The 17,808-nt window shown below is 74.6% G+C and carries 16 protein-coding genes; 13 read left to right on the top strand and 3 right to left on the bottom strand.

Going from position 1 to position 17,808, the window contains the following annotated elements:
- Positions 1–7: 7 nt before the first annotated feature.
- Positions 8–802: a methyltransferase domain-containing protein gene (locus ACZ7BZ_RS21545; protein ID WP_470359670.1), complete on the bottom strand. Its 795-nt coding sequence runs from the start codon at positions 800–802 to the stop codon at positions 8–10.
- A gap of 42 nt (positions 803–844) precedes the next feature.
- Complete coding sequence (locus tag ACZ7BZ_RS21540; protein ID WP_470359669.1) at positions 845–1,945, bottom strand: alpha-hydroxy acid oxidase; 1,101 nt, start codon at positions 1,943–1,945, stop codon at positions 845–847.
- 185 nt (positions 1,946–2,130) lie between these two features.
- Here ACZ7BZ_RS21540 and ACZ7BZ_RS21535 point away from each other — a divergent pair, with 185 nt between their 5' ends.
- The 12 genes from ACZ7BZ_RS21535 to ACZ7BZ_RS21480 all read left to right on the top strand — a co-directional run bounded on the left by ACZ7BZ_RS21535 (position 2,131) and on the right by ACZ7BZ_RS21480 (position 13,907).
- Positions 2,131–3,567 carry a class I adenylate-forming enzyme family protein gene (locus ACZ7BZ_RS21535; RefSeq protein ID WP_470359668.1) on the top strand — a complete coding sequence of 479 codons (1,437 nt, stop codon included), beginning with the start codon at positions 2,131–2,133 and terminating at the stop codon, positions 3,565–3,567.
- A 63-nt stretch (positions 3,568–3,630) separates the two neighbouring features.
- A complete protein-coding gene (locus ACZ7BZ_RS21530; RefSeq protein WP_360243150.1) occupies positions 3,631–3,906 on the top strand; it encodes an acyl carrier protein in 276 nt (91 codons plus the stop codon).
- Entirely contained in the window at positions 3,903–4,184 is a 282-nt protein-coding gene (locus ACZ7BZ_RS21525; protein ID WP_470359667.1) for an acyl carrier protein, read from the top strand. The genes ACZ7BZ_RS21530 and ACZ7BZ_RS21525 overlap by 4 nt, the downstream gene beginning before the upstream one ends.
- Entirely contained in the window at positions 4,181–5,359 is a 1,179-nt protein-coding gene (locus ACZ7BZ_RS21520; protein ID WP_470359666.1) for a beta-ketoacyl synthase N-terminal-like domain-containing protein, read from the top strand. The genes ACZ7BZ_RS21525 and ACZ7BZ_RS21520 overlap by 4 nt, the downstream gene beginning before the upstream one ends.
- 16 nt (positions 5,360–5,375) lie before the next feature.
- Positions 5,376–5,966: a beta-ketoacyl synthase N-terminal-like domain-containing protein gene (locus ACZ7BZ_RS21515; RefSeq protein WP_470359665.1), complete on the top strand. Its 591-nt coding sequence runs from the start codon at positions 5,376–5,378 to the stop codon at positions 5,964–5,966.
- Positions 5,967–6,152: 186 nt separating this feature from the next.
- On the top strand, positions 6,153–7,784 hold the full coding sequence (locus tag ACZ7BZ_RS21510; protein ID WP_470359664.1) for a class I adenylate-forming enzyme family protein: 1,632 nt from the start codon (positions 6,153–6,155) through the stop codon (positions 7,782–7,784).
- Positions 7,781–9,115, top strand: a complete 1,335-nt coding sequence (locus ACZ7BZ_RS21505; protein WP_470359663.1) for a beta-ketoacyl-[acyl-carrier-protein] synthase family protein — start codon at positions 7,781–7,783, stop codon at positions 9,113–9,115. The genes ACZ7BZ_RS21510 and ACZ7BZ_RS21505 overlap by 4 nt, the downstream gene beginning before the upstream one ends.
- Positions 9,116–9,179: 64 nt before the next feature.
- Entirely contained in the window at positions 9,180–10,181 is a 1,002-nt protein-coding gene (gene hppD, locus ACZ7BZ_RS21500; protein ID WP_470359662.1) for a 4-hydroxyphenylpyruvate dioxygenase, read from the top strand.
- Between the two features lie 25 nt (positions 10,182–10,206).
- Positions 10,207–11,121, top strand: a complete 915-nt coding sequence (locus ACZ7BZ_RS21495) for a phytanoyl-CoA dioxygenase family protein (RefSeq protein ID WP_470359661.1) — start codon at positions 10,207–10,209, stop codon at positions 11,119–11,121.
- Complete coding sequence (locus ACZ7BZ_RS21490) at positions 11,118–12,125, top strand: thiamine pyrophosphate-dependent dehydrogenase E1 component subunit alpha (RefSeq protein ID WP_470359660.1); 1,008 nt, start codon at positions 11,118–11,120, stop codon at positions 12,123–12,125. Before ACZ7BZ_RS21495 ends, ACZ7BZ_RS21490 begins: the two co-directional genes overlap by 4 nt.
- Entirely contained in the window at positions 12,122–13,090 is a 969-nt protein-coding gene (locus ACZ7BZ_RS21485; protein ID WP_470359659.1) for an alpha-ketoacid dehydrogenase subunit beta, read from the top strand. The genes ACZ7BZ_RS21490 and ACZ7BZ_RS21485 overlap by 4 nt, the downstream gene beginning before the upstream one ends.
- Positions 13,091–13,121: 31 nt before the next feature.
- Positions 13,122–13,907, top strand: a complete 786-nt coding sequence (locus ACZ7BZ_RS21480; RefSeq protein ID WP_470359658.1) for a DUF3050 domain-containing protein — start codon at positions 13,122–13,124, stop codon at positions 13,905–13,907.
- Positions 13,908–13,930: 23 nt separating this feature from the next.
- Here ACZ7BZ_RS21480 and ACZ7BZ_RS21475 read toward each other — a convergent pair whose 3' ends face one another.
- Positions 13,931–15,280 (bottom strand): acyltransferase, encoded by a 1,350-nt coding sequence (locus ACZ7BZ_RS21475; protein WP_470359657.1) that lies wholly within the window; start codon positions 15,278–15,280, stop codon positions 13,931–13,933.
- Positions 15,281–15,404: 124 nt separating this feature from the next.
- Here ACZ7BZ_RS21475 and ACZ7BZ_RS21470 point away from each other — a divergent pair, with 124 nt between their 5' ends.
- Positions 15,405–17,783, top strand: a complete 2,379-nt coding sequence (locus tag ACZ7BZ_RS21470; protein WP_470359656.1) for an ABC transporter ATP-binding protein/permease — start codon at positions 15,405–15,407, stop codon at positions 17,781–17,783.
- Positions 17,784–17,808: the final 25 nt, after the last annotated feature.

Here is a 17,808-nt window from a genome sequence, read left to right as displayed (position 1 = left end):
ACAGGCCCTACCGGTCGGCCTCAACGTAGACGGTCTCGTCAGTGCGGAAGGCCGTGTCGAGGTCGGCGACGTCCGAACGGAGGCCCTGGCGGTAGGCGCACTGCCGGATCTGCTCGGGGCCGAACCCGGCCAGGGTGAGCACGTGGCGCAGCTCGTCCAGGTCGTAGATCCACTGGTGGCCGTAGTGGCGGAAGATCTGGTTGACCAGGAACGCCGGGCGGGCGGGCATCGGCGGACCGAAGCCGAGGGTGGTGAGGCGGCGGCGGTGCTTGGCGAGGAAGCCGTCCCCGGTGGCGTAGCCGACCAGGTAGCGGGCGAGGTCGGGGGTGGTCAGGCGCAGCACGCCGCCGGGGCGCAGGATCCGGCGGGCCTCGCGCAGCCAGCCGACCGCGACCGGCAGGGTGACGTGCTCGATCAGGTGCTCGGCGTAGACCCAGTCGACGCTGGCGTCGGCGAAGGGCAGCGGCCGGGCGATGTCGAGCTGGGTGAACCAGCGGTCGCCGTCGACCCGGTAGAGGGTGCCGGGTTCGGTGGCGCCGGCGGGCCCGGTGTCGGTGGCGGGGCTGCGCAGGGTTGCCAGGTCGGTGCCGAGCCCTTCCGGGTGTGCGGTCCGGAAGGCGGCGAACTCGATCCCGGTGATGCCGAGTTCGCGCAGCTGGGCGTGGTCGTGGGGCAGGGCGCCGGGGCGGGCTTCGAGCTTCTCGCAGGTGGCGACCTGGGCGCTGAACGCGTCCAGGCGGGTGTCCAGTCCTTCCGGGTCGTCCCAGTCCCAGCCGGGGAAGCGGTCGTTCGGTGCGGTCATCGGTGCTCCTCTGGAAAGAACGTGGCGCGGGTGCGGAGGGGTTCAGTCGGTCGATCGGGGCCAGCGGGCGAGGGCGTCGCGGCCCAGGTCGGCGAGCCGGGGTCGGCCCAACAGGGCCATGGTGTGGTCGAGTTCCTCGTGCAGCAGCCGGAGCACCCGGTGCACCCCGGCCTCGCCGTCGGCGGCCAGACCCCAGAGGGCGGGCCGGCCGATCAGCACGGCCCGGGCGCCGAGGGCGAGGGCGATCGCGATGTCCGTGCCGGTCCGGACCCCGCCGTCGAACAGCACCGGGAGGTCGGCGGGCACCGCGTCGACCACCTCGGGCAGGGCGGACAGCGCCGGTAGCGCGCCGTCCAGTTGGCGACCACCGTGGTTGGACACCAGGAGGGCGTCCACGCCGTGGTCGACGGCCAGCCGGGCGTCCTCGGCGGTGAGGACGCCCTTGAGGACCAGCGGCAGCCGGGTGCGGGCGCGCAGCCAGGCCAGGTCGGCCCAGGTCAGGGTGGGGTCGAACTGCTCGCGGGCGTGTTCGGCGATGCCCGAACTGCCGTCGGCCGCGCGGTGGCTGGCGGACATCAGGCGGTCGTCCAGGTTGACCGCGCGGACGGTGGGCGGGATGGCGAAGCCGTTGCGCCGGTCGCGCAGCCGGCGGCCGATCCTGGGCGCGTCCACGGTCAGCACCAGGGCCCGGAAGCCGGCCGCCTCGGCGCGTTCGACCAGGTCGGCCAGGGCGGCACGGTGGCGCAGCCAGTAGAGCTGGAGCCAGAGCGGGCCGGTGGCGGCCGCGGCGATCTCCTCCAGGGTGCGGCTGGCGAACATGGCGGCGACCAGCAGGGCGCCGGCCCGGCCGGCGGCGCGCGCGGTGGCGGTCTCGCCCTCCGGGTCGACGAGCCGGTGGTAGGCCATCGGGGCGATGCCGAGCGGGAGTCGCAACGGTGCGCCGAGCAGGGTCAGCGCGGGGTCGCAGGCGGAGACGTCGACCAGGGTGCGCGGGCGCAGTGCATGGTGCCCGAACACCTCCCGGTTCGCCGTCAGGGTGCGTTCCGCGTCGGCGCCGCCTTCGATGAAATCCCATATTTCCGAGGGGAGTCGATCGCGTGCCGCGTTCTCGATCCCGGTCAGCGTGAGTGCTCCCACGGGCATCCTCGTTTCCCGGACGGCCTCGCGCGGGCCGGTCCCGGTTCGGCAGCGTAGGAGCAACGACCACATTGGTATAGACCTTGATTTGACCAAACGTCTGTGCCATGGTCTGGCAACGGAATTGACCGTATTGGTTGAGAACGACGCCCATTGCGTCCATGTCAAATCCCCTCACCCGTTGTGGAGCCGTGTTGACCGGCTTTTCCTCCTTTTCACTTCCGCTTTCCGCACCGCCGCACGCCGACGCCCCGCCGGACTGGGTCGAGCGGTCGCTGCTGGCCGGCCCGGGCCGCGAGGAGTGCCTGCGCCTCGGCGCTCCGCTCGACCGGGACGCCCTGCGCGCCCTGGTCGACGAGCAGTCCGAACGGCTGGCCGCCGCCGGGCTCGGCCCGGGCGGCACCGCCGCGCTGCGGCTGCCGCCCTCGGTGGCGTTCGTCGCCGTCCTGCTGGCCTGCTGGCGGCTCGGCGCCCAAGTCACGCTGCTCGACCACCGGTTGACCGACCACGAGGTGGACGCGGCGCTGGCCCGGCTCACCCCGCAGGTGCTGGTAGGCTCCGCTCACCGGCCCGCCGCGGCGCTGCGCGGCTTCTCCGAGGTCGAGCCGGTGGCCGTCCCGCTGGCGGACGGGCTCCCGGCCCGCACCGGGCACGCACTGGTCCAGCTCAGCTCCGGATCCACCGGACCGGCCAAGGTCATCGCCCGCACCGCCTCCGACCTGCTGCGCGAACTCGACTGCTACCGAAGGCTGGTGGAGTTCCCCGGTGAGGGCGAGCGGGTGGTGCTGCTGTCCTCGGTGGTACATGTGCTCGGACTGGTCGGCGGGCTTCTCAACGGCCTGCACGCCCGAGCCGCGCTCACCGTGCCGGAACGGATGACGGCCGCCGGGATACTCGCCGCGGTCGCGGCGGACCAGCGGCCGACCACCGTCATCGGAGTGCCCTTCCACGCCGAACTCCTGGCGGGGACGGTCGCTCCCCCGCCACTGCCGCAGCTGCGGCGGATGATCGTGGCGGGCGAACTCGTCCGCCCGGGACTGCCCGCACTGTTCACCCAGCGGTACGGCGTCCCGCTCGGCACCATGTACGGGATGACCGAGACCGGGGTCATCGCCACCGACCTCGACGGTACGCTGCACCCGGCCAAGCGTCCCGTCCACGGCATGGAGATGCGGCTGGTCGCGGGCGAGTTGCAGCTCGGCGCGGCGGCCTCGCCGTACCCGGGACTGGACGATCCCGCGCGCTGGGCGGACGGCTGGCTGCACACCCGGGACGCCGCCGCGCTGGACGGGGCGACCGGTCTGGTCACCGTGCTCGGTCGGCTCGACTCGCAGGTCTCGATCGGCGGGCTGAAGGTCGACCTCACCGAGGTCGAGCAGACCCTCAGCGCACTGCCCGAGGTCCGCGAGGCCGTCGTGGTCTTCGACGGCGAGGCGGTCGAGGCCTACCTGGCCCTCGAAGCCGGCGCCGACCCGGCCCTCGTCCAGGACGGGCTCGCCCGCCGGCTCGCCGCCTACAAGCGGCCGCGCCGACTGGCCGTGCTGCCCGCCCTCCCCCGCACCGCCACCGGAAAGCTGCTGCGCGACCCGGCCGCCCTGCGCGACACCGCCGCGGCCGCCGTGCGCTGACCGCCCGCACCACCCGCCGGACGACCCCGCCCGCCGGACAACCCCGACAAGGAGCCCACCACCATGCAGGACCGCATCCGCGCGTTCGTTCTGGCCGCCCTCACCGAGATGCAGTACGACGTCTCCGAGGTCACCGGGGACACCGACCTCGGCCCGGCCGGACTGGACCTCGAATCGCTCGCGCTGGCCGAGCTCTCGGTGCAGGTCGAGGACGAGTTCGGGATCAAGTTCGACCTGGACGAGATGGAGACCACCGCGATGATGACGCTGGACGAGTTCACCGCCGACGTCGTCAAGCGGATCGACGCCCTCCCCGCCGCCACCGGCAGCGCGGCATGACCGGCTCCGCCCTGCCCCCGGCACCGCGCCCCGGCGCCCTCCCCGACCGGGCCGAGGTCCTGGCCATGCTGGCGGCGTTCGGGCAGCGCGCCGCCGACACCGTGCCCGAGGACCTCGGCTCACTCGAACTCACTTGGCTGATCGCCGAGTTCGAGCAGCGCTACCACATCCGACTGGACCTCGACGACGAGCACTTCGGCGCGGTGCGGACCGTCGACGACGCCACCGAGCTGCTGCGCTCGGCGGTGCTGGCCGAACGCGCCGGGGCCCGACCGTGACCGGCCCCGGAGCGACCGCTGCTGCTGCCGCCGCTGGCACCACTGACGGCGCCCGGCACGCCGTACCCGCGGTCGTCACCGGCGTCGGCGTGCTCAGCGCCGCCGGACGCGGACTCGCCGCGCTGACCGAGGCCGCCGCCCACGGCAAGACCGCGTTCGGCGAGGTGACCCGCTTCGACGTCAGCGGACGCCGCACCACCCGGGCCGCCCTGCTGCCCGAGGACGTCCCGCTGGCCAGTACCTTCCCGCTCGCCCGGGCCGTGCTCGACGCCGTCGGCCAGGCCTGCCGCCAGGCCGGACTGACCGCCGCCGAGGGCACCGCGATGCCCGTCCTGCTGGCCCTGCACAGCGACGAGCGCACCCGCGCCACCGCCGACGCGGTGGCCGCCGGGGTGCGCGCCCACTGGGGCGCGCCGGGCGTCACCCGGGTGTACACCGGCGCCTGTGTGGCCGCGGCGACGGCCGTCGCCGACGCCGCCGCGCTGGTCGCCGCCGGACGGCACCAGCGCGTCCTGGTCGCGGCCGGCCACCTGGTCGACCCCGGGGTGTTCGCCGTCTTCGACGCCGGACGCGCCCTGGCCCGGGACGGCGAACTGCGCCCGTTCAGCGCCGGACGCACCGGCACCCTGCTCGGCGACGCGACCGCGGCCGTCCTGGTCGAGGCCGCCCCGGCCGCCGAACGGCGCGGCGCCCCCGCACTCGCCCGACTGGCCGGCTGGGGCCGGGCCGGGGACGCCCACCACGTCTGCCGCCCGGAACCGGAGGGCACCGGCGTGGCCCGGGCGATCGAGGCCGCGCTGAACCGGGCCGGCGTCGCCCCCGCCGAGGTCGGCTACATCAACGCCAACGGCACCGGCTCCGACCTCGCCGACCAGGCCGAAGCCACTGCCCTGCACCGGGTGTTCGGCCCGCACACCGCCGAACTCCCGGTCAGCTCCAGCAAGTCCGTGCACGGCCACGCCCTGGAGGCCTCAGCGCTGCTCGAACTCGCCGTCACCATAGGTGCGTTGGACACCGGACTGGTCCCGGTCAACGCCGGCTGGCTCGGCCCCGACCCGGCCGTCCGCCTGGACCTCGTCCTGGACGGCCCGCACACCGCCCGGCCCCGCTACGCGCTCAGCATCAACTCCGCCTTCGGCGGCGCCAACACCGCCCTGCTACTGGCCGCCGCCTGACCCCGCCACCCACACCATGACCTCCCCAGCCACCACCCCGCTCCGCGTCCTCGCCGAGGCCCGCCGCCCCGGCCCGGACCTCCACGGACCCCCGCCGCCGCTGCCCGGCTTCGCCGCCACCGGCCTGGGGCCCCTGATCGCCGACACCGCCGACCAGTGCCTGCGCGCCCACCACGGCCCGCCGCCCGCCCCCGGGCGGACCGCCCTGCTGCTCGTCAGCGCGAGCGGCGACCGCGCCACCGCGCGGGCCATCGACCGCAGCGCCGAGCCCGGGCGTCGCCCGGCCCCCCTGCTGTTCTTCCAGTCCAACCCCAACGCCGTCCTCGGGCACATCGCCGCCCGCTGGGGCCTGACCGGCCCCGTGGTGGCGATCAGCGCCGCCGAGGCCGCACCCGGCACCGTCCCCGATGACGCGTACGAGCTCGCCGGGCTGCTGCTCGCCGACGGCGACGCCGACCGGGTGCTGGCCGTCGCCGCCGAGCAGAGCGCCGACGGCGACCACGCGGTGGCCGTCCTGCTCACCCACCCGGCCGATGAACCCGGGCGGCTCGACACAGGCCACTGGACCCGGGCGACTCAAGCCGGGCCACTGAACCCGGGCGGCTGAACCCGCGCGGCACCGCCGCCCGTAGCCAGCAGCGAGGCCCGCCGTCTGACGCAGCCGCACCCGGCACACCAGCGACCGCCCGGCCCTCCGTCACTCCCACCACCCGCCGCCGTCCGCGCGCCGGGAGCACCCTGCCACCGATCAGCCGCCCGGGCCGCCCCGGCCCCGAGGGAGGGATCCACCCCCGTGACCATCCGCAGTCTCCGCAACCAGCTCGCGGACGACCCCGACGTGGGCGCCGGCAACGTGCTGACCGCCCGGATCGCCCTCGGCCAGGGCCTGGACGAGCCGCTGCTCACCTTCGACACCCCGGTGGACCACCACCCCGCCTGGCAGCCGCTCACCCTGCGCGAGCTGGACCGCGCCGTCCGGGCCCGCGCCGCCGCCCTGCACGGCCTCGGCATCACCCCGCGCGACCCGGTCGTGGTCTACGCGAGCAACGCCGCCGACCACGTGCTCGCCTTCCTCGCCCTGGCCCGGCTCGGCGCCGTCCCCGCACTGGTCAACCCCAACCTGGACGCCGAGCGGGCCGCCCGCTACATCGCCGGGATCCGCGCGGCCGGGGTGCTCGCCGACCCGGCCCACCTGGCCGCCCTGGCCGGCCACGACCCGGGCGCGCCGCTGCTGCCCGAGATCGCCACCCTGGGCGCCGGCGACCCGGACGACGCTCCGGAGCCGTACCGGCACTGGTCCGACGACCCGGTGGCGATCACCCACTCCTCCGGCACCACCGGCCTGCCGAAGGCCGTCGTCCACTCCCACGCCAGCCTGTACGCGGCGATCCGCCACCGGCTGCGGCTGCCCCGCCCGCAGGGCCAGGACCGGATGCTCAGCGCCCTGCCCGCCCCGCACGCCGCGACCCTGATCGCGCTCAACCTCGCGCTCAGCTCGCACACCGAACTCGCCTGCCTCTCCGGCCAGTCCGGCGCCGGGGTGCTGGACGCGATCGAGCGCTGGCGCCCCACCGGGGTGGTCGGCTTCGCCGCCACCTGGGCCGACCTCGCCCACCACGACCTCGCCGCACGGGACTTGAACTCCGTCGCACTCTGGTGGAACACCGGCGACTGCGCCCACGAGGTGCACATCCGCCGGCTGATCGCCACCGGCAGCCGGGCGGGCGTCACCCGCGAGGGCCGCACCCGACTGCCCGGCTCGCTGTTCGTGGACGGCCTGGGCTCCACCGAGATGGGCCACTCCCACTTCTTCATCACCCACGGCCCCGGCACCGAGCGCTACGGGCGCTGCGTCGGCCGCCCGCACGCCTTCGTCGACTGCGTCGTGGTCGGCCCGGACGGCGAGCCGCTCGGCCCCGGCGAGGTCGGCGAACTCGCCACCGCCTCACCGACCCTGGCGCTCGGCTACTGGAACGACTCGGCCACCACCTTCCGCACCCGGCTGCGCGGGCGCTTCCTCACCGGGGACCTGATGTACCGGGACGAGGAGGGCTACTACTACCACGTCGACCGGGCCGTGGACTCGCTCGAACTCGGCGACGGCAAGCGGCTGTTCACCGCGATGTCGGAGGAGCGGGTGCTGGCCGCCCGCCCGGACGTGGCGGACTGCACGGTGGTCGCGGTCCGGGACGGCGAGCAGGTGGTCACCGACGTGCTGCTGCTCCTCACCGAGGACGCCGACCGGGGCGACGGCCCGGACGCCGACCGCGCCAAGGCGGTGGTCGCCGCCCTCGACGAGGCCACCGCAGCGACCGTCCGCAAGGTCCTCGCGGTCACCGGGGACGACCTCCCGCTCGGCCCGACCGGCAAGGTCCGCAAGGTGCTGCTGCGCCGGCGCCACCTGGCGGCGGTGAACGCCCGGTGAGCGAGCGGAACGAGCTCAGCACCAAGTGGCACGCCCGGGCGAACGCCCCTGCTGAGCTCAAGGAGGCGGGACCGTTCGCCCGCGAAGCAGCCGTCATCACCGGCATCGGCCTGGTCTCGCCGCTCGGCCGCAAGCCCGCCGAGGTGTTCGACGCCCTGGCCGCCGGCCGCTCCGGCCTGCGCGCCGTCCCCGAGGACCACCCCGCGCACGGCTGGCTGCCCGCCGCCGGGATCGCCCCCGCGGTGGACGGCCGCGAGGTGCTGCCGCCCACCGAGACCCGCTGCGTGGACCGGTTCGTGCTGCTCGCCCTGGCCGCCGCCGACGACGCGCTCGCCGACGCCGCCCTGGAGGTCGGCCGGGACGCAGACCCGCACCGCACCGCCGTGGTGCTGGCCACCGGGGGCGGCGGCCTGGAGACCTTCGAGCAGCAGTCCCACCGGCGGCTGGACCGCGGCCGCCCCGGCGTCAGCCCGTACCTGCTGCCGGGCATGCTGTCCAACATGGCCGCCGCCCGGATCGCCATCAAGCACGGGATCCGCGGCTACAGTTCGGCCGTCGTGACGGCCTGCGCGGCCGGTGCCCAGGCGATCGCCGAGGGGCTGCGACTGATCCGCGCGGGCGACGCCGACGTGGTGGTGTGCGGCGGCACCGAGTCATCGCTGCACCCGACCATCGCCGCCGCCTTCACCAACGCCCGTGCCCTGGCCCAGGGTTGGGATGACCCGGAACAGTCCAGCCGGCCCTTCGACGCCCGCCGCAACGGGTTCGTGCTCGGCGAGGGCAGCGCCGTCCTCGTCCTGGAGAGCGCCACCCACGCCGCCGCACGCGGGGCCACCGGGTACGCCGACGTGCTCGGCTGGGGCGCCTCCACCGACGCCCACCACCCGACCATGCCCCGCCCGGACGGCACCGGCGCCGCCCACGCGATGCGCGGCGCCCTCGCCAACGCGGGGCTCACCCCGGGCGACATCGACTACGTGAACGCCCACGGCACCGGCACCAGGCTCGGTGACGTGGCGGAGACCGCCGCCCTGCACGCCGTCTTCGGCGGGCACCGGCCGGCGGTCAGCTCCACCAAGGGCGCCACTGGCCATCTCCTGGGCGCCGCAGGCGCGTTGGAGGCAGCGGTGACGGCCCTGGCGGTGGCGAGGGGGACGCTGCCGCCGACGCTCAACCTCACCGACCCCGACCCGGCCTGCGACCTGGACCACGTCCGGGGCGCCGCCCGGTCCGGCCCGGTGCGCGCCGCGCTGAGCAACGCCTTCGCCTTCGGCGGCCACAACCTGAGCCTGATCCTCGGCCCGGCCTCCGTCCGGCCGACCGGCCGGTGACCGGCCACTGCGCCAACCGCACCTCCACGCGCTCGACCCGACATCCCTCCGGGGGGAGAACCCGTTGTCCATCCAGACCATCGCCCGCGTCGAGTTCCACTGCGCGGACGCCGACAAGACCGCCGCCGCCCTGCACGCCGACTACGACTTCACCACCGGCCCCCCGAACGCCTCGGCGGACGGCACCCGCACCATCGACCTGCGCCAGGGTTCGATCCGGCTGCGGCTGACCTCCGCCGCCGACCCCGGCCACCCGGTGTCCGCCTACGTCGCCCGGCACGGGGACGGCGTGGCCGCCCTCGCCCTCGGCTGCGCCGACCCGCGAGCCGCCCTGGAGCGGGCCGAACGGCACGGCGCCCGGGTGCTGGACCGGGAGGCCTGCCTGATCGCCGGCTTCGGCGACACCGCCCTGCGCTTCACCTCGATGCACGACACCGGTGCCGCGGAACCCGCGGAACCCGCCGGACCGGGCCTGCTGGACGACCTCGACCACGTCGCGATCTGCCTGCCCGGTGGTGAACTCGCCGACGCCGTACGGTTCTGCGAGGCCGCGCTCGGCTTCCACGCGATCTTCGAGGAGTACATCGAGGTCGGCGAACAGGCGATGGACTCCACCGTGGTGCAGAGCGCCTCCGGCCTGGTCACCTTCACCCTGATCGAGCCCGACACCGCCCGCCGCCCCGGCCAGATCGACGAGTTCCTGGCCGCCCACGGCGGCGCCGGGGTGCAGCACCTGGCCTTCAGCACCCGGGACATCGCCACCGCCGTCCGGACGATCCGCTCCCGCGGGGTGGAGTTCCTCACCACCCCGGGCACCTACTTCGACGCCCTCACCGAGCGGCTCGGCGGCACGGCCATCCCGGTGGAGACCCTGCGCGACCTGCACGTCCTGGTCGACCAGGACCACGGCGGCCAGCTGTTCCAGATCTTCGCCCGCTCGACCCACCCCCGGCGCACCTCCTTCCTGGAGCTGATCGAGCGCCAGGGCGCGGGCACGTTCGGCACCGCGAACATCAAGGCGCTGTACGAGGCGGTCGAGCGCCAGACCTCCGTCACCGCCGGCTGACCGCCCCAGAAGGGAAGCACCACCGATGACCACCGCCACCGAGTTCCGCCTCACCGCCGCCGAACAGGCCCTGCTGCCCACCCCCGAGGAGGTGGCGCACTACCGCGAGCACGGCTGGTACCTCTCCCGCCGGCTGTTCGGCGACGAGGAGCTGGACGCCCTCCAGGCCGCCACCGAGCTGTACTACGCGGGCCACCGGGACCGCCGGCTGCCCGTCCGCCCGCCCCGGTTGGCCGCCTGGGAGCCCTCGCACGGGCCGGTCCAACGGCACAACGACTACGTCCACCACGAGAGCGACGCGATCGGCGCGATCCTGCGCAAGCCGCTGATCGGGGCGGTGGCCGCGCTGCTGGCCGGGGCGGAGGAGATCCGGATCTTCCAGTCCACCCTGATCTACAAGCCGCCGGTGCCCGGGGAGCCCAGCAACCGGGTGCCGTGGCACTTCGACAAGCACTACTGGCAGACCTCGTCCTCCGAGGAGATGCTCACCGCCTTCATCCCGTTCCACGACTGCCGCGAGGAGAACGGCACCATCACCATGGTCGACGGCAGCCACCGCTGGCGGGAGCTGCCCTCCGGCGAGGACTCCACCCGGCACTTCGCCGACCGCGACAACTCCGAGCTGGACGCCATCCTGGACGCCAACGCCGCGTTCAACGGGCAGCGGGTGCGCAAGGTCCCGATGCTGATCCCGCGCGGCCACATGTCCTTCCACCACTGCCGCACCTACCACGGCAGCGGCCCCAACCTGGCGGCCTTCCCCCGCCGGGCCGTGTCGCTGCACCTCCAGGACGGCGCCAACGAGTACCGCCGGCACGAACGCCCGGACGGCGGCCCGGTGGTGTACAACCACGACGTGCTGGTGCGCCGCACCGCCGACGACCGGCCGGACTACGCCGACCCGGACTACTGCCCGACGGTCTGGCGGGGGACGCTGTGACCACACCGTCCCGCGACGGCACCGCGCCCCTGGCCACCCCCGCCGAGCGCTACCGGATGCTGCGGCTGATCCGCGGCTTCGAGGAGCTGGCGCTCGGCCTGGTGAAGTCCGGCGCGATCCCCGGCGGCGTCCACCCGTACATCGGGCAGGAGGCCGTCGCGGTCGGCGTCTGCTCGGCGCTCGGCCCGGCCGACCGGCTCACCAGCACCCACCGCGGCCACGGCCACGTCCTCGCCCGGGGCGCCGCCCCGCACCGACTGCTCGCCGAACTCATGGGCCGTGTCGACGGGTTGAACGGCGGTCGGGGCGGCTCGATGCACGCCGCCGACCTCTCGCTGGGCATCCTCGGTGCCAACGGCATCGTCGGCGCCGGGGCCCCGATCGCGGTCGGCGCCGCCTGGGCCGCGCAGCATGCCGGGACCGCGGACGGCTCGGTGGCGGTGGCCTTCTTCGGCGACGGCGCGCTCAACCAGGGCGTGCTGCTGGAATCGTTCAACCTGGCGGCGATGTGGCGGCTGCCGGTGGTCTTCGTCTGCGAGAACAACGGCTACGCCACCACCCTGCCCGCCGCCACCGCCGTCGCGGGCAGTGCCACCGGCCGGGCCGCGGCCTTCGGCATCCCCGCCGAGCATGTGGACGGCATGGACACCGAGGCCGTGCGCGCCGCCGCCCTGCGCGCCGTCGAACGGGCCCGCTCGGGCGGCGGCCCGGGCTTCCTGGAATGCCGCACCTACCGCTACGAGGGCCACCACACCATGGAGCGCCGGATGAAGCTGCGCTACCGCACCCCCGAGGAGGTCGCGGCCTGGCGCGAGCGGGACCCACTGCCCCGGGCCGCCGCCCCGCTCGCCGTCGCGACGGTCGCCGAGCTGGACCGCTCGGTGGCCGAACAGCTGGCCGCCGCCGAGGGGTTCGCGCTCGCCTCGGCCCACCCGGACCCGGCCGGCGCCCTGGACCACCTGTACGCCGACGGCCTGCGGCCCCGGGCGGGGGTGTCAACGTGACCAGGCTCTCGTACACCAAGGCGCTCAATCGGGCGCTGGCCGACGAACTCGCCGAGGACCCGGCGGTCTGCGTGTTCGGCGAGGACATCGGGGCGGGCATGGCCGGCCCGACCCTGGGCCTGCTGGACCGCTTCGGACCCGGGCGGATCGTGGACACCCCGCTGTCCGAACAGGCCTTCACCGCGATGGCGATGGGCGCCGCGCTGGCCGGGCGGCGGCCGGTGCTGGAGTTCCAGATCCCCTCTCTGCTGTTCCTGGTCTTCGAGCAACTCGTCAACCAGGCCCACAAGTTCTCGCTGATGACCGGCGGCCAGGCGGCCGTCCCGCTGACCTGTCTGGTGCCCGGCTCGGGCTCCCGGGACGGCTGGGCCGGGCAGCACTCCGACCACCCGTACAGCCTGTTCGCCCATGCCGGGGTGAAGACCGTGGTACCCGCCACCCCGACCGACGCCTACGGGCTGTTGCGCTCCGCGATCCGCGATCCGGACCCGGTGGTGGTGTTCGCCCCGGCCGCGGCCCTGCCGGTGCGCGAGACCGTCACCTGGGAGCTGGCGCCCGTCCCGCTCGGGCGGGCCCGGATCCACCGCCCGGGCACCGATGTCACCGTGGTCGCCCTCGGGCACCTGGTGCACGACGCCCTGGCCGTCGCCGAGGAGCTTGCCCCGGAGCTCTCGGTGGAGGTCCTCGACCCCCGCACCGTCCACCCCTTCGACTGGCCGGCCCTCGCCGAGTCGCTGGAGCGCACCGGCCGGCTGGTCGTCGTGGACGACTCCAACCGCAGCTGCGGCTTCGGCGCCGAGGTACTGGCCACCGCCGCCGAGGAGATGCGCCTGCTCGCCCCACCGCGCCGGATCACCCGCCCGGACGGCGCGGTGCTCCCCTTCGCCCCCGCCCTGGACCGGGCCGTCCAGCCGAGCCGCGAGCAGCTGCGGCACGCGCTGCGGTCCGTCATGAAGCCCAACTGACCTCCGGAACACCCCCGAGACAGGAGCACCGATGACCACCAACCGCTACCACTGGGACCGCTCCCACCCCGGCCTGACCAGCCTCCAGCAGGCCATCGACCCGCTGCGCCGCGAGGTCGTCGAGCACTCGGTGTACCGCTCGCTCACCAGCATCGAGCGGGTCCGCACCTTCCTGGACAGCCACGTCTTCGCCGTCTGGGACTTCATGTCGCTGCTCAAGAGCCTGCAGCGCGACCTCACCTGCGTGGACGTGCCGTGGGTCCCGAGCGGCCCGACCGCCAGCCGCCGGCTGATCAACGAGATCGTCCTGGTGGAGGAGAGCGACGAGCTCGGCGAGGGCTTCACCAGCCACTTCGAACTGTACGTCGAGGGCATGCGGCAGGCCGGCGCCGACCACCGCCCGGTGACGGACTTCCTGGCCCTGCTGGGCTCCGGCCGGTCCGTGCCGGAGGCCCTCAAGGCGGCCGGAGTGCCGGGGCCCGCTGTCGAGTTCACCTCCGTCACCTGGTCGATCGTGGAGAACGCGCCGGTGCACTGCCGGGCCGCCGCCTTCGCCTTCGGCCGCGAGGACCTCATCCCGGACATGTTCACCCAGGTGGTTGGCATCGACGACCCCGAGGGCGTGCTCACCGTGTTCAAGGACTACCTGGCCCGCCACATCGAGGTGGACGGTGAGCAGCACACCCCGATGGCGATGCAGATGCTGATCGACCTGTGCGGCGACGACCAGGCCGTCTGGGACTCCTGCGCCGAGACCGTACGGGCCGCGCTGGAGGCCCGGCTGCGGCTGTGGACCGCGATCGAGCAGTCCTTCTGAGCGGACCCGCGCGGGCCGTGCTGTCACAGCACCTTCGGCAGCACCGCCGCCGAGGCGGGCGGCTGGTCGGCCGCCGACCGGAACCGGTGCAGCACCGCCCGGCCGTCCGCCCCGCGCAGCCGGGCGGCGAGCCGGGCGGGCAGCACCACGGTGCTCAGCCAGCCCTCGCCGCGGTACCCCTCGATCGTCCAACTCACCCAGGGTAGCGGGTAGTTGGCGGCCGGACTGAAGAACACCGGCGGACCGCCCCCGAAGCTCAGCCGATAGGCGCCGAAGCGGCTCCAGTTGGAGAAGCTGAACCGGCGCTCCTTCGGGTCGAATCCCAGCGGCACGCACTCGCCCAGCCGGGAACGGCCCAGCCCGGCCAGGAAGTCCAGGTTGGCACGGAGGTTGAGGTGGGCGGCCGGGAACTCCTCGACCGCTGCCCGCAGTTGACCCGCCAGAGCCGCCGGTCCGTCCTTCGGCCGGTACGGCACGTGCACCTCGCTCAGCAGGTTGCCCACCAGGGCGGGCGAGAGCCCCAGCCAGCGGCGGGCGTTGACCGGCACGGTGAGCATCCGCTCGGCCTGGTCGCCGTCCACCTCCCGCAGAGTGGCGAGGACATGGGCGCAGAGCACGTCCCCGGTGGACAGCCGGCGCCCGGCTGCCGCGCCGAACTCCTCGCGCATCCGGGCGACTTCGGCATCCGTGAAGGCGATCTGGACGGTCCGGTTGGCGCGCGGGCCGGCCGCCACCTCGCGGGCCAGCTGCTCCGCCTCAGCCGCCGACGGCACCCGGAATCCGGGGCGTCCGCAGTCCTCGGCCGGCAGCACCGCGTCCAGCAACGCGTCCTGGTCGGCGACGAGTTCGGCCTCCGGCAGCGGTTCGCCCTCGACCGCCGCCGACCAGATCCGCAGCAGCAGCATGAAGCTGTGGAGGTCCCCGATCGCGTGGTGCCAGGAGCAGCCGAGCACCGTGCCGCCGTCGGCCGTGCGGGTGATCCGTACGGTGAGCAGCGGGGCGTCGCCGGTGCGTGCGGCCACCGCGTCCACCGGGTCGACCAGTCCGGAGCCGGCCGCCGGCACCCGGCCCATCGCCTCGGCGAGGGTGCCGTCCACGGTGCAGGCCTCCAGCGGTACGCCGGAGTCGTCGCAGACCGCCCGCAGGGCGCCGCCGTCGGTGCTCAGCCGCCCGGCGAACACCGGCACCCGGTCCAGGGCGAGGGCGAGCCCGGCGGCGAGCCGGTCCTCGTCCAACGGCCGGTCGAAGCAGAGCACCACCGAGACGGCGAGGTCCGCGAGCATGGTGTCCATCAGGCCCAGTCGCAGTACCCGGCCGTCGGCCCGGCCGGCTCGGACGGTCCGGGAGCTGCACGGCTGCGGCCAGATCGTCATGGTTCCCATCCGGTGGTTCGGCCTGCGGGCACGCCGAACGATAGTGCTGCGCCGAGGCAGTGGTCCAGTCCAATGTCAGGATCCGGAAAGGCCGTTCACGGGCGCCGACGATAGAATGCCCAGCATGGGACAGCGCCCCGGCGCGCCCACCGCGCCGCCCCTCGTCCTGGTCACCGACCACGAGTCCCGGCTGATCGACCCGACCCGGGCCTACCACCTGGGCCGCGACCCGACCAGCGAGATCGTGCTGGACGACCCCCGGGTCTCCTGGCACCACGCGGTGCTGCACGCCGACGACGGCCACTGGCTGCTGGAGGACGTCGGCAGCACCAACGGCACCTTCGACCAGGGCCGCCGGGTCGACCACGAGGACGTCGGCCCGGGCACCCGGCTGCGCTTCGGCGACCCGGCCACCGGCCTGGCCGCGACCTTCGCCGGCCTTCCGGCCCCCGCGCCCGGCGAACGCACCGCCCTGGCCGCGCCACAGAGCTCCGGCACCTTCCGCAGCCCGAGCGCCGTACTGGAGCTGCCCGGCCGCACCGTGCGGATCGGCCGGTCGCCGGACAACGACCTCGTCCTGGACGACCTGGTGGTCTCCCGGCACCACGCCGAGCTGCGCGAACTGCCGGGCGGCGGGCACGAGATCGTCGACCTGGACAGCCACAACGGCAGCTACCTCAACGGCCGCCCTGTCCGGCGCGCCCCGGTCGGCCCGGCCGACATCGTCGGCATCGGCCACTTCGCGCTCTGCCTGGCCGACGGCCGGCTGGTCGAGTACACCGACACCGGCGAGATCTCCCTGGACGTCCAGCACCTGGTCGTCCAGGTCGGTCCGGACCACCGGGTGCTGCTGGACGACGTCGGCTTCCCGCTCGCCGAGAAGACCCTGCTGGCGGTGGCCGGCCCGAGCGGCGCCGGCAAGTCCACCCTGCTGAACGCGCTCACCGGGCTGCGCCCCGCCGACCAGGGCACCGTGCTGTACGACGGGCGCGACCTGTACCGCGACTACGCCGAGCTGCGGCGCCGGATCGGTCTCGTCCCCCAGGACGACATCCTGCACACCCAGCTCACCGTCCGCCGCGCGCTGTCCTTCGCCGCCGAGTTGCGCTTCCCCGGGGACACCGCCCGGCACGAGCGGGAGACCAGGGTCTCCGAGGTGATCCGCGAACTGGGCCTGGACGGCCGGGAGCAGCAGGTGATCGCCAGCCTCTCCGGCGGCCAGCGCAAGCGGGTCAGCATCGCGCTGGAGCTGCTCACCAAGCCCTCGCTGCTGTTCCTCGACGAGCCGACCTCCGGTCTGGACCCGGGCATGGAGCGCTCGGTGATGCGCCTGCTGCGCGAACTGGCCGACGACGGACGGACGGTGGTCGTGGTGACGCACAGCGTGCTGAGCCTCAACGTCTGCGACCGGCTACTGGTGCTCGCCCCCGGCGGCCGGACCGCCTACTACGGCCCGCCCACCGAGGCGCTGGCGTACTTCGGGCAGGACGAGTGGCCGGAGGCCTTCGAGGAGTTCGAGAACGACACCGAGGGCCGCAGCCGGCAGCGCTACCTGGCCTCGCCGGAGTACCGGCGGTACGTGACGGCCGAGGCGGCGCACCCGCTGCCCGCCCCGGCCGCGTCCGCCGCGGCGCCGCCGCCCGCCATCGGCCGGGAGAAGCCGCAGGGCTGGTTCGCCCAGCTGAGCACCCTGGTGCGCCGGTACGCCGCGGTGCTCGCCGCCGACCGGCTGTTCCTCACCGTCATGCTGGTGCTGCCGTTCGTCATCGGCGTGATGTGCCGGGCGATGGCCGGCTCGCGGCTCACCGACGAGAACGCCATCAACTGCCTGCTCACGCTCTGCCTCGGCGGGGTGCTCACCGGCTCGGCCAACGCGGTGCGCGAGGTGGTCAAGGAGCGCGCGATCTACCGGCGGGAGCGGGTGGTCGGGCTGTCCAGGTCTGCCTACCTGGTGTCCAAGGTGGTGGTGCTCGGCGCGGTCACGGTGGTCCAGGCCGCGCTGCTGACCGTGGTCGGCCTGGCCGGGGTGACGCTCTCCGCGCCGGCCCGGCCGAACGCCCCGCCGCCGGTGACGACGGGCGTGCTGCTGCCGCAGCTGCCGGAGCTGATCATCGCGGTCGCGCTGCTCGCGTTCACCTCGATGGTGCTCGGCCTGGTGGTCTCCGCCGCCGTCGGCAAGGAGGAGACCACGATGCCGCTGCTGGTGCTGCTGGCGATCGTCCAGGTGGTGTTCAGCGGTCTGATGCTCAAGCTGCACGGCGTGCCGGGGCTGGAGCAGTTCGCCTGGTTCGTCCCGTCCCGGTGGGGCCTGTCGGCCATGGCCCGCACCGTCGACCTGGGCCGGCTCACGGTGCCGTCCCCGATCACCGCGGACCCGGCGTTCCGCCCCGAACGGACCGGCTGGGTGATCAGCATGGCCGCGCTGGCCGCCCTCGCGGCGGCGTACGGGCTGGCGGTGCTCGCCCTGCTGCGGCGGCACGAACCGGTGGTCATGCGCAGGTAGCCGCCCCGGCGCCCGCCGGTAGAGT

Source organism: Kitasatospora sp. NPDC036934 (genome assembly GCF_055608425.1).
The sequence above is the reverse complement of the archived record's forward strand: the minus strand, read 5'-3'. Positions and strand labels throughout refer to the sequence as shown.

Excerpts from the sequence above, each read along its gene's own strand:
- ACZ7BZ_RS21545 (WP_470359670.1), bottom strand. The coding sequence starts at position 802 with ATGACCGCACCGAACGACCGCTTCCCCGGCTGGGACTGGGACGACCCG.
- ACZ7BZ_RS21540 (WP_470359669.1), bottom strand. The coding sequence starts at position 1,945 with ATGCCCGTGGGAGCACTCACGCTGACCGGGATCGAGAACGCGGCACGC.
- ACZ7BZ_RS21530 (WP_360243150.1), top strand. The coding sequence starts at position 3,631 with ATGCAGGACCGCATCCGCGCGTTCGTTCTGGCCGCCCTCACCGAGATG.
- ACZ7BZ_RS21525 (WP_470359667.1), top strand. The coding sequence starts at position 3,903 with ATGACCGGCTCCGCCCTGCCCCCGGCACCGCGCCCCGGCGCCCTCCCC.
- ACZ7BZ_RS21515 (WP_470359665.1), top strand. The coding sequence starts at position 5,376 with ATGACCTCCCCAGCCACCACCCCGCTCCGCGTCCTCGCCGAGGCCCGC.
- ACZ7BZ_RS21495 (WP_470359661.1), top strand. The coding sequence starts at position 10,207 with ATGACCACCGCCACCGAGTTCCGCCTCACCGCCGCCGAACAGGCCCTG.
- ACZ7BZ_RS21480 (WP_470359658.1), top strand. The coding sequence starts at position 13,122 with ATGACCACCAACCGCTACCACTGGGACCGCTCCCACCCCGGCCTGACC.
- ACZ7BZ_RS21475 (WP_470359657.1), bottom strand. The coding sequence starts at position 15,280 with ATGACGATCTGGCCGCAGCCGTGCAGCTCCCGGACCGTCCGAGCCGGC.
- ACZ7BZ_RS21470 (WP_470359656.1), top strand. The coding sequence starts at position 15,405 with ATGGGACAGCGCCCCGGCGCGCCCACCGCGCCGCCCCTCGTCCTGGTC.